The sequence below is a fragment of the Curtobacterium sp. MCBD17_030 genome (assembly GCF_003224255.1).
In the GTDB taxonomy this organism is placed as follows: Bacteria; Actinomycetota; Actinomycetes; order Actinomycetales; family Microbacteriaceae; genus Curtobacterium.
Window position 1 is genome coordinate 105,259 of sequence record NZ_QKLI01000009.1, and the last position, 12,162, is coordinate 117,420.

The 12,162-nt window shown below is 66.2% G+C and carries 16 protein-coding genes; 7 read left to right on the forward strand and 9 right to left on the reverse strand.

The genetic code is table 11. The features are described from left to right. Window positions 1–70: 70 nt before the first annotated feature. Entirely contained in the window at window positions 71–940 is an 870-nt protein-coding gene (locus tag DEI89_RS10140) for an alpha/beta fold hydrolase (protein WP_181421585.1), read from the forward strand. 93 nt (window positions 941–1,033) lie between these two features. On the opposite strand, the gene DEI89_RS18085 is transcribed toward DEI89_RS10140, so the two are convergent. Further along, window positions 1,034–1,159: a hypothetical protein gene (locus DEI89_RS18085; RefSeq protein WP_258366341.1), complete on the reverse strand. Its 126-nt coding sequence runs from the start codon at window positions 1,157–1,159 to the stop codon at window positions 1,034–1,036. 32 nt (window positions 1,160–1,191) lie between these two features. After that, entirely contained in the window at window positions 1,192–2,310 is a 1,119-nt protein-coding gene (locus DEI89_RS10145) for an alkene reductase (protein ID WP_110903930.1), read from the reverse strand. Between the two features lie 943 nt (window positions 2,311–3,253). Here DEI89_RS10145 and DEI89_RS10150 point away from each other — a divergent pair. Continuing rightward, window positions 3,254–3,580, forward strand: coding sequence for a hypothetical protein (locus DEI89_RS10150; RefSeq protein WP_110903931.1), 327 nt, complete (start codon window positions 3,254–3,256; stop codon window positions 3,578–3,580). Between the two features lie 135 nt (window positions 3,581–3,715). On the opposite strand, the gene DEI89_RS10155 is transcribed toward DEI89_RS10150, so the two are convergent. Then, on the reverse strand, window positions 3,716–4,288 hold the full coding sequence (locus DEI89_RS10155; RefSeq protein ID WP_146236740.1) for a hypothetical protein: 573 nt from the start codon (window positions 4,286–4,288) through the stop codon (window positions 3,716–3,718). 325 nt (window positions 4,289–4,613) lie between these two features. Then, window positions 4,614–5,255 carry a GNAT family N-acetyltransferase gene (locus DEI89_RS10160; protein ID WP_110903933.1) on the reverse strand — a complete coding sequence of 214 codons (642 nt, stop codon included), beginning with the start codon at window positions 5,253–5,255 and terminating at the stop codon, window positions 4,614–4,616. A gap of 96 nt (window positions 5,256–5,351) precedes the next feature. On the opposite strand from DEI89_RS10160, the gene DEI89_RS17675 reads away from it, so the two are divergent. From DEI89_RS17675 to DEI89_RS10170, 3 genes are all read left to right on the forward strand, one after another. Beyond that, on the forward strand, window positions 5,352–5,519 hold the full coding sequence (locus tag DEI89_RS17675; protein ID WP_181421586.1) for a hypothetical protein: 168 nt from the start codon (window positions 5,352–5,354) through the stop codon (window positions 5,517–5,519). A 438-nt stretch (window positions 5,520–5,957) separates the two neighbouring features. After that, complete coding sequence (locus tag DEI89_RS10165) at window positions 5,958–6,113, forward strand: hypothetical protein (RefSeq protein WP_181421587.1); 156 nt, start codon at window positions 5,958–5,960, stop codon at window positions 6,111–6,113. Window positions 6,114–6,219: 106 nt separating this feature from the next. Beyond that, on the forward strand, window positions 6,220–6,747 hold the full coding sequence (locus tag DEI89_RS10170) for a hypothetical protein (RefSeq protein ID WP_146236742.1): 528 nt from the start codon (window positions 6,220–6,222) through the stop codon (window positions 6,745–6,747). A 168-nt stretch (window positions 6,748–6,915) separates the two neighbouring features. On the opposite strand, the gene DEI89_RS10175 is transcribed toward DEI89_RS10170, so the two are convergent. The 5 genes from DEI89_RS10175 to DEI89_RS10195 form a co-directional block, all read right to left on the reverse strand. Further along, a complete protein-coding gene (locus DEI89_RS10175) occupies window positions 6,916–7,617 on the reverse strand; it encodes an alpha/beta fold hydrolase (RefSeq protein ID WP_110903936.1) in 702 nt (233 codons plus the stop codon). Window positions 7,618–7,731: 114 nt separating this feature from the next. Continuing rightward, the gene (locus DEI89_RS10180) at window positions 7,732–7,929 is read right to left on the reverse strand and encodes a hypothetical protein (RefSeq protein ID WP_146236743.1); all 198 of its coding nucleotides are present in this window, start codon (window positions 7,927–7,929) and stop codon (window positions 7,732–7,734) included. Window positions 7,930–8,066: 137 nt separating this feature from the next. After that, a protein-coding gene (locus DEI89_RS10185; protein ID WP_110903938.1) for an IS3 family transposase occupies window positions 8,067–9,229 on the reverse strand; the annotation gives its coding sequence in 2 pieces (ribosomal slippage) (window positions 8,067–8,950 and window positions 8,950–9,229; 1,164 coding nt in all). A gap of 39 nt (window positions 9,230–9,268) precedes the next feature. Continuing rightward, window positions 9,269–9,511 carry a hypothetical protein gene (locus DEI89_RS10190; RefSeq protein ID WP_146236744.1) on the reverse strand — a complete coding sequence of 81 codons (243 nt, stop codon included), beginning with the start codon at window positions 9,509–9,511 and terminating at the stop codon, window positions 9,269–9,271. Between the two features lie 363 nt (window positions 9,512–9,874). Then, window positions 9,875–11,074, reverse strand: a complete 1,200-nt coding sequence (locus tag DEI89_RS10195; protein WP_110903940.1) for an MFS transporter — start codon at window positions 11,072–11,074, stop codon at window positions 9,875–9,877. Between the two features lie 49 nt (window positions 11,075–11,123). Here DEI89_RS10195 and DEI89_RS10200 point away from each other — a divergent pair, with 49 nt between their 5' ends. Then, window positions 11,124–11,435, forward strand: a complete 312-nt coding sequence (locus tag DEI89_RS10200) for a helix-turn-helix transcriptional regulator (protein WP_110903941.1) — start codon at window positions 11,124–11,126, stop codon at window positions 11,433–11,435. 79 nt (window positions 11,436–11,514) lie between these two features. Further along, on the forward strand, window positions 11,515–11,697 hold the full coding sequence (locus tag DEI89_RS10205) for a hypothetical protein (protein ID WP_110903942.1): 183 nt from the start codon (window positions 11,515–11,517) through the stop codon (window positions 11,695–11,697). Window positions 11,698–12,162 lie beyond the last annotated feature (465 nt).

Genomic DNA, 12,162 nt, shown 5'->3' on the forward strand with positions numbered 1-12,162 from the left:
CGCCTGGCCCCTCGGCACCATGGACGGCACCACCCGCAGACCGAAGCACCGAAGAACCGGAGGACCGACCTTGCCGATCGCCCACACCCGCTTCACCGACGTCGAGTACCTCGACGAGGGCCCCCGGACCGGCACACCCGTGGTGATGGTCCACGGGTTCCCGGACCACCCGGGGACCTGGGACGGCGTCGTCTCCCTGCTGCCGAGCGGACTCCGGATCATCCGCCCGTTCCTCCGCGGGGTCGGCCGCAGCCGGGTCGTCGCGCCCGAGGCCCGGTCGGCACAGGTCGCCGCGCTGGCGACTGACGTCCTCGACCTCCTGCGCGAGCTCGCGCTCGGACCCGTCGTCCTGGTGGGCCACGACTGGGGCGCGCGAGCCGCCCACGCCGTCGCCGCACTCGCGCCGGAGGCGGTCAGCGGCCTGGTGACCGTCGCCACCGCCTACGGTCCGTCGTCCCTGCTCCACGGCCAGGAGGCGCTCGACGAGGTGTCCGTCGCGTGGTACCGCTACTGGCTCTGCACGCAGGCGGGTGCCGACGCGTTCCGACAGGACCCGGAGGCCCTGGTCCGGTGGGCGTGGAAGCACTGGTCGCCGGCGATCACCCTGTCCGACGGAGAACTCGCTCAGGTCCTGCGCGCGGTCGGCACCGACGACTTCGCCGACCACGTCGTCCACTACTACCGCCACGGCACGGGCGAGGCACCGGGAGTGGCGGTGTACGCCGAGACCCAGGAGTTCCTGGACGGCTGGCCGCGGATCCCCACGCCGGCGACCTTCCTGCACGGCATGGACGACGGCTGCGAGACGCCGACACTCGCGCGCGCGAACGCACCGTACTTCGCCAGCGGACGGCATCTGATCGAGGTCGACGAGACTGGCCACTTCCTCCAGCGGGAGAACCCCCAGGCGGTGGCTGACGCAATTTCGCAGTACCTCTGACGGACGCGGAGAGGCCCTCCTGAACTGTTTCCAAATCAGGAGGGCCGTCGCCCGGCCGTGTCAAGCGATCCAGCCGGAGCGTTCGGCCACGGCCTACCCGTCGTCGCCCGCGATCACCTGGCTGGCCAGGTCGGCAGCGCCGAAGACGACCACGCCGACGATCCAGGCCAGACCCGCGACGGCCAGGGAGAGGAAGAGCGACCGGCGCGTGATCCTCATGCTGTCCGTGTACCCACCACCGTCGCCCTGGATCACGCTCGCGGGTAGTCGATGTAACCCACGTCGCCACCGCCGTACATCGTCGCACCGTCGGGTTCGGCGAGCGGCTTCCCGTTCTGCAGCCGCTCCGGGAGGTCCGGATTCGCGATGAAGTTCGCCCCGAACGACATCAGGTCCGTGGTGCCGTCCTCGATCAGGATCAGTTCGTCCGGACCGGTGGGTCGGGGGTGTGTGTCCGGGTTGAGGATGAAGGTGTTGGGCCAGGCGGCTCGTATCTCTTCGGTGAGCGCGCGACCAGCCGACTCCATCTCGTGCAGGTGAGCCAGGTCGAGCTCCGCGAGCCGGGACACGAGTGGGAGGTACGTGGCCGCCAGGTCAGTTCCCTCGTTGATGTCGTTCAGTGCGATCCCGGGCGAGATCCGGAAACCGACCCGTTCGGCGCCGATCTCGGCGCTGACCGCTGTGGCCACCTCCACGGCGAAGCGGATGCGGTTCTCGACGGAACCTCCCCACCGGTCGGAGCGCCGGTTGGTGTGCGGCGACAGGAACTGGTGGATGAGGTACCCGCTCGCGCCGTGCAGCTCGACTCCGTCGAATCCCGCCTCCAAGGCGTTCCGCGCTGCGCTGGCGAAATCCGCGATCGTCCGCTCGATCCCTGCTTCGGAGTACGCGCGCGGCTCGACGTAGTCCTGCATGCCGTCATGCGTGAAGGTCTGGCCCACCGGCGTCACCGCGGAGGGCCCGATCGGGGGTAAGCCGTCCGGGCGGATGTCCGGATGCCCGATCCGGCCGGCGTGCATGAGCTGCGCGAGGACGACCCCGCCCTCGTCGTGGACTGCAGCGGTCACCTGCTTCCACGATTCGACCTGCTCGCCGGAGTGGATTCCAGGGGTGTTCGTGTAGCCGTGACCCTCCTCGGAGGGCGACGTGCCCTCGGTGACGATGAGGCCAGCAGAGGCGCGCTGAGCGTAGTAGAGCGCCATCGACGGTGTCGCGGTCCGTGCCGGTTCGGGCGCACGGCTGCGCGTCATCGGCGACATCACGATGCGGTTGCGCAGCGAGCGTCCGGCGAACTGGTAAGGAGCGAAGGGGTCGATGGCGCCGGTGAGGGCGTCCTCTGGGCGATCAGGCGCGTCCTGATTCGGAGTCATGGCTGTTCCGATCTCGTTGCTGGTGTCTGGGGCTCGTGCCTGGTGGCTTCCTGCCCTGTCGTGATGTTTGCTGCCGCCGTTCGCCTCGGCATCAGCGGAACTACCGAGGGTGACGTCGTCTGACGATGCGCCGTCACCCTGCCGAGGAAGTGGGCGACGTGCGCGTCGAACGCTGCCGGGTCGGCGCTGCGTTCCAGCCCGTGCGGGACCGGCGGGATCGACGCCATGGTGACGTCCACGGGATGCGCTGCGGCGCGCTGGCAGATGCTCCGTATGGTGCGTCCCGGTCTGCAGCGGAGTGGAGGACGAGGGTCGGAACCGCTGACAACGGCGGGCGGAGGTGGGTCCGCCGGAGGGGGACGGCAGGCCGACGGCCTCGAACTGAGGCTCTGCGTTGATGCTCATCCAGTGCAGTCGGCGCACGGACTCGCCCTCGGTCTGCGCGGCACCCGCGGCAGCACAGACACCCGATCGACGCGATGAGCCTTGACCTCGGCCGCGCCATCACGCTCGGCGATGCGGCGAGGTGAAGCGGTCCTCTCGGAGGAACACACCACCTATCCACCAGCGCCACCCAAGAAGAAAACCCCCATGCGAACGGGGGTTTCTGTGGCGGTACCGGTGGGATTTGAACCCATGAGCACGACCTCAGGACACGGGCGAAGCAGCGAGATCTGCGTCCTGACGGGGAAGATGGACGCAGTTGCTCCCACCTTCGCAGGCCTCGCAACCGGCTCTCCGTTACTGCTCGGTTACCGGGCGGATGACGGAAGAGCGGCTAGCAAAACCAAATCGGACATATGAGTATCGGCTCCAGACCCTGTCACCGTCGGTTACTGCGAAACGCGAGCGGAGGGAGGGGGAGGCAGGGTTCCGATAGGGGATCCTCGACCGAGACGGGGCGGTCTGAGTAACGAGACCACTCAGCGATTACGGTGATCGCATGAGCACCTTGCTGTCCGTGACGGATCTGACGCGGCTCCTCGACCCCATGTTCGACTCCATGCTCTCTCCTCGTGAACGTAAGGCGCTCACCGTTCGAGTCGAGCGGATCACCGACCGACAAGAGCTCTTCGACTCCGATATCGTGGAGAGCGGTTCGGCCCGCCTTCGCTGGGCGGTGTTCGGCGAGGACGGGAGCTCAGGAACGCTGCAGCTGGCTGGCGGCACCCAAGAGATGGTGCTCTCTGTCCAAAGCGATCTGCAGGACTTCCTCGCAGAGTCCTCGTTTGCCTGGGGTGAGCTTCGCGAACCCAAGGACCGGACCTAGTCAGCACCTGTCTGCCTGCCCGGTAGCCCATCGGCTACCGGGCCCGTTGGTTCAGGAGGTCGAAGTGCGAGTCGATTGGAGCAGTTGCCGTGCCCGTGCCGCTGTCGCCTCAGATCGAGGTGCCCGGCCGGGCGGTCAGCCTTCGCTGACGTCCTCGCGCATGTTCGGGTCGAGGTTCCCGGTCCACAAATTCGTTGCGAGTTCGTGTAACTCCGAGGGATCAGACGCCGCATACCCATCCGACACGAGTGCCGTTTGGTGGCCTGCCTCATCGATCATGCTCGTGACGACGGTCGCTGGCTCGACCGTGGGGCCGGCGAAGACTGCCCAGTTCCCGGTGCTGTTCGGGTCGCCGTTCCGGGCGATCAAGCACACGCCGCCGCTCGTTGTCGCGGCGATCCAGTACCTGGTTCCTTCCCGCTCTACGACGAAGCGCTGACTGTCCGGCACGATCTGCTTCGGCTCGAACGCATCGTCAGCTGGGAACGCGTCGGTCGCCGTGGCGGGACGCGAGAGGACGGCAAAGTGCCGGGATGCCAGTTCGATGGGGTTGCCGGAAGCAGCAACCGACGTCTGGGTTGCGGAGGGAAACGCCTTTGGTGTCGTTCCTCCATCGGTGCAGCCTGCGGTGGCCATCGTCATACCGACGGTCGCCGCGACGGCGGATGCAATGGCGAACGTCCGTGCTGTTCGGGTCCTTCGTTTCATGTCTCCCCCTCATCGCAGAAACTAGCAGCGGCCAGCGGGCTTGCGGAATCTCGCCAAGTGCCGGCCCTCGCTCCGTGGCCGTGGAAGCTTGAGATGTCAAGCTCCGCCGTCTTGAACGGATGGTTCATCGGCTTCGTCGTGACTGGGGCATGCCTCGAAGTCGGCGGTCGAGGCGGTCTCGATAGCCGGTGGGCTACCGAACGCCGCCTCGGTCGCTCTTGGTCGTTCCAGAAGGGGATCGTCTACCGTACGGGGAGGGCGCCCTGGACGGTGCCTAGTAGTGGATCGGCTGCCGGGCGGCCAGAGCTGATCACCCGGCCCACCACTACATCAAGAACTCGATCGCTGGTTCTACTCCTTCGGTCATCAGGCTCCAGCTCGGCCGAGCGAAGTCCTCGCGCTTCAGGCGGACCCGGATCTCGTCAATGACCTCATCGGCGCGGGTTTGGGCGCGAGTGACGCCGTTGACTTCGTACCCGAGCTTCGTGGACACTCGAAGGGACGGCTCATTCCAAGCGACCGCGCTCGACTCCGCCCACTCAGCTCCTAGGTGATCGAACGAGAACAGCAGCAGCGCCGCCCGCATTTCGGTACCGAGTCCAAGGCCCTGATGTGCGAGCGCAAGCCACGACCCGCTCTCGACGGTCTTGCGGGCGGCGAAGCGGCGAGCGTGCAGCTCCTGGACCCCGACGGGCGTGCCCTGGTGGAGCACGGTGAAGCTCACGCCCCACGAGTCACGGGCCATCCCGGACCGGAGCTTCCAGTGGTACTGCGCCATAGAGCGAGCCAACGTCGTCGGTTCTGCGTCCGTCCATGGGACACCGAACGGCATCCGAGCGGGATCGTGCACGCCGGAGAGGGCCGCGTCGACGAGCCCCGGGAGATCTTCGTCGCGCAGGGGTCGTAGCTCTAGTCGAGGAGTGAGGAGTCGCAGCCCGAACAAGGGCCAAACTTGGTCGAGATCCATCGCCCAACGATAAGAGAGTGGCGCCGGACATTACGGCCCTCCCGATGTCCCGTTGGCCGATCGGCTACCGGACAGCGGGCACCTACACTCTCCATCGTGAGTAGACGGAGTCCGGGTCCACTCTTCTTCCGACGCCCGAAGCCCTTCGCCGGCGGGGAGGTCTGGATCGTCCAGCACGACGATTCACCGCACAACACAGTCCTGGGCGTCTTCGCCACAGACGACGAGGCATACGCCTTCATGGACACGGTCAAGGACGACTAAGAGAACGGCGTGATCTGCTCAAGCTTCTCGATCCCGTACCGGTCCACCGATGGCGCCGTTCGATACCAGGCCAGGGACTGACGTCGACGTCCGTTGGCCGATCCCCTACCGGTCGATGTTGCGCCGGGGTTAGCCTGCGATCGTGACAGCGGGGGCAACACGTTCAGCGCAGGCGGAGCAGCGGTTGCGCGTGCGAGCTGCGCTCGTGATGGCGGCGGTGTTGGCGTGGGTGCCTCCGGCCGCAGTCGTCACCGTTCGTCTGAGCTGGAAGACGGTTCCTTCCCGTGTTCCGGTGAACTGGTATGGAGCGGGACCTGACCAGTGGGCCTCTGTACGTTCCGCTTTCTGATCGTGCCCGGCATCGTCGGAGCAGCGGTGTGCAGCCTGTTGGTAGTGCCCTTGTCGTCAGATGTGTCGCGTCGGGGCGCGGCACTCACTATGGGAGCGCTGTCCGCGGGGACCGGGGCCATCGCGTTCTTGTGGCTCGCGATGGCGCTGACCGCTGCAGAAACCGGGGCACCGTTCCTGGTCGTCCTCGCCCCACTTGGTTGGGGTGCGCTGCTGTTCGGAGTCGCGCTGCTCGCGAAGGGATGAGCAGCCCGGTAGCGGATCGGCTACCGGGGTTGCCGATTCGACCTCGGCGATGGAGCGGCCGATACGCTCCCACCATGAGCCTCATGACTTCCTGGCCTGCGCGACGGTGAGCATCGAGTCTTTCGACGTTGAACCGATCGACCATCGCAGGTTGGTTCGATGGCTGCTCGGCCTGATGGCTGCAGTCACTGGTGTTCTTGCGATCATCGGGTGGCCCCTGCCGGTGCTCCCGGGAAGATTCGTGCGGACGGACGCGTGGGAACGCACGACCGCCCTCATCGAAGCATGGTGGACCCACGACGGTTGGCGAATGTCCGGTGCGTCATGGTTCTGGGGTGGGGTCGCGATAGGCGCGACAACTTGCGCGATCATGATCAGTGCCGCAAAGGAGCGACCATGGCGCAAGACCTTGCTCCTGACCGTGTTGCCGGGGGGCGTCATCGCAGCGCTGGGCCCGTTGGTTCAGGTCGTGTTGGGAATCCGGTGGTCGAACTACTCAGACAGCCACGACAGCCGGTCCACGATCATCGTGTACGCAATCGGACTGGCCGTGGCGGTGGGGTTTCCGTTTCTGCGCGGATGGGTGATGCGCGGCCGCGAGCAGAGCGACGGCGACGGCGTGCTTCGACGTTGACACACCGAAACCACTGGTTCAAGACGAGTCGCTGAGGCAAATCGTTGTTGTCGGAGGACCGGCGCAAGACGACTCGCCCGTCCCCTAACTCTCGCCCCGTGTGCGTCCGCTAGACCATCGTTCACCGGGACGGCGCCGACCGCCTCGCTTCCATTCTGCGTGCGGCGCCTACCTTCGCAGTTGCCTGGTGAACTCCAACAAGGCGTCAGCGGCACCTGGATGATCCTGTGGCCGATGTCCGTAGCCGGTCAGGGTCATCCGTCGGGAACGGTGCAGCTGCGAAGCAATTGCTTCGTACTCCTCGTTCCATCCTCCGGTGATCACGAGCATCGGCACGTCGACGTCCGACGGCGTATCCAGGGTCCACGGCCCAGGGAGCCTACGCTGCCGATCGGCAGCCAGGAGTTCGTCCGGGCTCACCGGCGGTGGCACAGCAGTGCCAGTCAGGGCTGCTGCGAACGCGACAGCGAACTGCGCACTGCCCATCTCGGCCGCGGCTTCGAGCACTGGCTGTACGCGGTCGATATGGGCCTCGACTGCCGCGTTGCCTCGAGCCAGCGCGTACGCAGCAGGCTCGAAAAGCACCAGCCCTGCGATCAGGTCGGGCCGGCGAGCTGCGGCGCGCATTGCGATCGGCCCACCGTACGAGTGTGCGACGACGACAGCGCCCGGCGAGCAAGTGCCGATGAGCGTCGACTCCCAGCCATCTTGCTCGAAGGCGACAGCTGCGCCGTCCCCGTAACCAGGCATCACCGCAAACCCAGCGTGCTCGATGTGAGCCGCGACGGGCCAGGCGCGGTCAAAGGTCCGATTCGATCCGTGCAGGAAGACGACCGCTCTCTCGCGGTTCACGAGAAGGGCGTCTGCCATGACTGAAACGCTAGCAACCGTGGCTCCGCTCGTTGCAGCGGAGAACGCCCGATCAAGGATCCTCCATCGGACAGACGACCTACGTCGAGTGAGGGTGCACCGCCTGACGGAGCGCTAGGAACGATGATCCCGCGTGAGCGCCCTCATGCCGGCTGCGATGAACAACAGTCCAGGGACTACGAGGACGACCGCGAAGATGACTTTTCCTGCGCCGTTGGTCGGGCTGAAGATCATCTCGGCTATTCCGAACAGGACGAAGACCGCTCCAAAGATGATGGCGGTCTTTGGCTTTTTGGCGTTAAGCACTGGCACAGGTCCTTGCTCTGGTTTCGGTCCGACGGGTGCGAGTCTCGCGAGAAGAGTCAATCAGTTGGAACTGGGGGCTGTAACGAGCCGCACCTGCGCTTTAGGCAGGAGGGGACTGCTGCAGGTTGAGTTGACTCGTTCGTTTAGGCCGCGAGTGCGACCTGTGGGTTGATGATCGTCTCGTACTCGATAGGGGTCAACTTCCCCAGACCGCGCTGGCGTCGTTTCCGGTGATACGTCGCCTCGATCCAGGTGATGATCGCGAGCCGGAGCTCTTGCCTGGTCGCCCACCGTTTCCGGTTCAGGACATTCTTCTGCAGGAGGGCGAAGAACGATTCCATTGCAGCGTTGTCGGCGCACGCGCCGACTCGGCCCATCGATCCGAGCAGACCGGCGTCGCCGAGCGCGTGAACGAACTTCTTCGACCGGAACTGGCTGCCGCGGTCCGAGTGCACGACCGTTCCGGCCGGGTTCCGGCGGTCCACCGCCATCTGTAGGGCCGCGACAGCGAGCGAGGACCGCATGCGATCGCTGATTGAGTAGCCCACGATCCGACGGGAACAGGCGTCCTTCACCGCACACAGATAGAGCTTCCCCTCACCCGTCGGATGCTCGGTGATGTCCGTCAACCACAGCTTGTCGAGGTCCGGCGCCGTGAACGCACGTCGAACCCGGTCGTCATGCACCGGCGGCCAGGCCTCGCGATTCAGGCCGCGCTTCTTCGCATGCAACGACCACAGCTGCTGCTGCGAGCACAACCGCCACACCCGACGCTCGGACACCCGATGGCCGGCTGCATGCGGGTCGTCGGCGATGAACCGGTACCCGAACGTCGGGTCGTCCCGGTGCGCGTCGATCGCGGCGTTGGTGAGGTGCGCGTCCGCCCAGTCGCGATCGGTTACCGGACTGGCACGCCACCGATAGAACGCCTGCTTCGAGAAACCCAACACCCGGCAGGCCACCGCGACCGGGATCCGGTCGGCGGCGAGTTCGAGGACCAGCGGGTACATCATTTTGGGAGATGCGCCTGCGACAGATAGGCGGTCGCCCGACGGAGGATCTCGTTCTCCTGCTCGAGCAGCCGAATCCGTTTCTGCGCGTCCCGCAGCTCCGCCTGCTCAACGGCTTTCGCCGACGGCGCCGCTGCAACATTGACGCCGTCGTCACGGTCCGCGAGCCGCAGCCAGCGGGCCAGGCAGGACTCGGACACACCGAAGTCCCTCGCGACCTGCCGCACCGACGTCTCACCCTTCCGGGCGACCGCAATCACATCACGGCGGAACTCTTCCGGATACGCCTTCACCATGGCGCACATCCTTCCAACAGGAGCCAACGCCCCTACCCGTCAGGAGTCAACCAAACCTGCAGCAGTCCCGTCCGCGGGATGCCGAGCTAGCACGGCGGTGAGTACACCCCCGACCAGAAGGACCAGACCGAGGCCGGCGATGAAGAACTCGCCAATGACGTCCGGGGCATCGAAAACAGCATGCTCGTCAAACCAGGTCCCGAGGATCGCGCCGTCGACGTAGTCGATGACCATGATGACCAGGCCCAGGAAAGCCGAAAACCAAGCCCACAACCGCTGCATGCATCTGAGCATGGCCGATGGGACAGCCGTACTGCTGAAAAACGCTACGTACCCGAGCAGCTCCGCGGCTCGCGTCGATCTCACGGCCCTGGTCAAGGCAGGAGAGTGGCAGGGGCTGGCCGTTGCGAAATCTGACATAACGTAAATTATCGGCGCATCTCCGGCTCATACGAAGCAGCAGCACTCAGCTGATTAAGCCGATACCTCATGGAACCTGCTCAGGGACTCGATCACCACGGCGACCCCCGTCGTCGATGGTGCGGACGTCGGGAAGATTTCTCCGTGGTGAGTTGGTCGCGATCGGGGGGGGCTACTCGCGCGTGTCCGCAGCTCTGTATCGGTGTCGGACGCACATGCGAAGCCTCATGCCGCCGACTGGCGTTCGCCGGTTTGCGTCGAGACGGCGACGAGTGCGAGCGCGACGAGTGCGGCCACGCCCGCTGCAAGGAGCACGGCCCACGCGCCGAGGTGGAGTGCACCCGCACCGAGGACAGGTGCGACTGCGATGCCGACGTATGTCGCGGTCGAGTACCACGACAGTGAGACGCCGACCTCTGCCGGGTTTGCCGTGACGAGGACGGCCTGGATCCCGATCTGCGGCGCGATGGCGACGAGGCCCCATACGGCGTAGAGCAGGATCGCGCCCGGCAGAGATTGGGTGGACACGGACAGCGCCGCGTAGACAGCTGCCATCGCGATGAGGCCGAGAACGGTGGCCCACACGCCGCTGCGCCGATCCACCGCAATTCCACCGAGCCATGTCCCCACCAGGGTCGCGAGCCCGAAGGAGAGCAGCACGACGGCGAGCACGCCGGGACGCCCGCCGACGACCGGAGCGAGGACCTCCGAGGTGAAGACGTAGAGCACGTTGAACGACACCATGTAGGACACCATCGCGACCAGCGCGAGGAGAATCCGTCGATCCGCGAGGATACTGAAGCGCTCCCGCAGCGACCGCGCGGCAGCACCGGGAATGCCTGTCATCGTCAGCCCGAGCGTGACCGCGAGGAGCCCGGCGAGCACCGCGATGCCGACGAGCGCGGCCCGCCAGCCGATTCCAGCAGCGACCGCCGCGCCGAGCGGCGACCCGAACGCGATCGCGCCAGCGAATCCTGCAGTGACGATGGCGATCGCGCGTCCGCGGTGGTGCGGCTCGACGAGCGTCGGGGCAGCCGCGGTTGCGGGTGGCACGAGGGCCGCGCCGCCGAGCGCGGCGACGACTCGTCCGACGATGAACACGTCGACGTTTCCTGCCACCGCCGTGACCGCGGTGCCGATCGCGACCAACGCCATCCCAGTCGTGAGGAGGCCCCGGCGCGGGACCACCGCCAGGAACGTGGCGACGAGGGGTGACGCCAGCGCGACGACGGCGGCGTACCAGGTGATCGCCGTGGCGACCGTCGCGGTGGAGGTGCGCAGTCCCTCGGCGAGGTCCGGTAGGACGCCGGCGATCACGAACGCGTTCGTCCCGACCACGAACAGTGCAGCAGCGAGGACCCACAGGCGCGCCAGTGCAGCAGCGCCCATGCCACGGGCCGGATACGATCGTTCGAAGGATGTCATACGGACACGCTAGTGGACCGTTAGATATTCATCGAACGATTGGAGGCGCATGCCCGACTACCCGAGCGCCGACTTGGCGGACATCCCGCTCGAGACGGTCTTGAAGGCGCTCGGCGATCCCACCCGGCTCGAGATTGTGCGGATGCTCGCCAACGGCGCGCCCTTGCCGAAGAACGACGTCTGGGCTGCGTTCGCCGCGTCGAAGGCGACCTGTTCGTACCACTTCAAGACCCTCCGCGAGGCGGGCATGGTGGTGTACGAGGTCCACGGTCGTACGCACGACATCCGCCTTCGCGTCGAAGAGCTCAACCTGCGGTTTCCCGGCCTGCTGCTGGCTGTGACCTCGGGCGCGTGCCACTGAGGGTGGTGTTCGCTCGGCCACGCGCCGAGAGCGACAGCGTCGGGGCTGTCGATGGCACCTCGGAGTAGCCGACACGGACATGACGGCGGGAGTCTCGATCGCCAAGACCGACCCCGCGGACGTGGCGCGCGCGACCCTGGACGGGGTCGAGCGCGACGACTACGAGGTCGTGATGGACGAGCAGGCTGCGTTGATCAAGCAGATGCTCGCTCGTGACCCGAAGGAGCTGTACGCGGTCGTGGCTCAGATGCTCGCACCGTAGAAGCGCCCCGGTGGGAACGTCCCGATAGCCGCAAAAAAGCCCGGTGACGGGGCGTCAAACGCTACGTACCCGAGAAGCTCCGCGACTTATTTCGATCTCACGACACTGCTCAAGGTTGCCTGCGTGCAAGCTGACATAAGATACGTTATCGGCACATCGCGGAACGGAGAGGTGCTTCTCGCGGCGGGACCATGACGAGATGTGTACCGACGGCAGGCTAGCCGCTGCCATCCGCGCTGAAGAGCGGCGAGGGTCGGTTGGTCGAGGACAGTAGCGAATCGGTCGCGTATGACTTCTGCGAGCGAGCTGGGGTCGAGTGTGATCTCGGTCCTCGCGGCTCCGACGGTCTCGATGAGCCGTTTGTTGCCCGGGTCGTGTGACCTCGTTCTGTTCCGCCCCGGGTTCAGTAGAGGCTCGGTAGTGCCGCTTCGACGGTAGTCGGAGCGGGGTTGTGACGGTAATGGC

What these genes read in the sequence shown, in the direction of transcription:
- DEI89_RS18085 (WP_258366341.1), bottom strand. Translation starts at nt 1,159, where the DNA reads ATGAGGATCACGCGCCGGTCGCTCTTCCTCTCCCTGGCCGTCGCGGGT.
- DEI89_RS10150 (WP_110903931.1), top strand. Translation starts at nt 3,254, where the DNA reads ATGAGCACCTTGCTGTCCGTGACGGATCTGACGCGGCTCCTCGACCCC.
- DEI89_RS10205 (WP_110903942.1), top strand. Translation starts at nt 11,515, where the DNA reads ATGACGGCGGGAGTCTCGATCGCCAAGACCGACCCCGCGGACGTGGCG.
- DEI89_RS10200 (WP_110903941.1), top strand. Translation starts at nt 11,124, where the DNA reads ATGCCCGACTACCCGAGCGCCGACTTGGCGGACATCCCGCTCGAGACG.
- DEI89_RS10175 (WP_110903936.1), bottom strand. Translation starts at nt 7,617, where the DNA reads ATGGCAGACGCCCTTCTCGTGAACCGCGAGAGAGCGGTCGTCTTCCTG.
- DEI89_RS10160 (WP_110903933.1), bottom strand. Translation starts at nt 5,255, where the DNA reads ATGGATCTCGACCAAGTTTGGCCCTTGTTCGGGCTGCGACTCCTCACT.
- DEI89_RS10145 (WP_110903930.1), bottom strand. Translation starts at nt 2,310, where the DNA reads ATGACTCCGAATCAGGACGCGCCTGATCGCCCAGAGGACGCCCTCACC.
- DEI89_RS10155 (WP_146236740.1), bottom strand. Translation starts at nt 4,288, where the DNA reads ATGAAACGAAGGACCCGAACAGCACGGACGTTCGCCATTGCATCCGCC.
- DEI89_RS10165 (WP_181421587.1), top strand. Translation starts at nt 5,958, where the DNA reads ATGGGAGCGCTGTCCGCGGGGACCGGGGCCATCGCGTTCTTGTGGCTC.
- DEI89_RS10190 (WP_146236744.1), bottom strand. Translation starts at nt 9,511, where the DNA reads ATGCAGCGGTTGTGGGCTTGGTTTTCGGCTTTCCTGGGCCTGGTCATC.
- DEI89_RS10195 (WP_110903940.1), bottom strand. Translation starts at nt 11,074, where the DNA reads ATGACATCCTTCGAACGATCGTATCCGGCCCGTGGCATGGGCGCTGCT.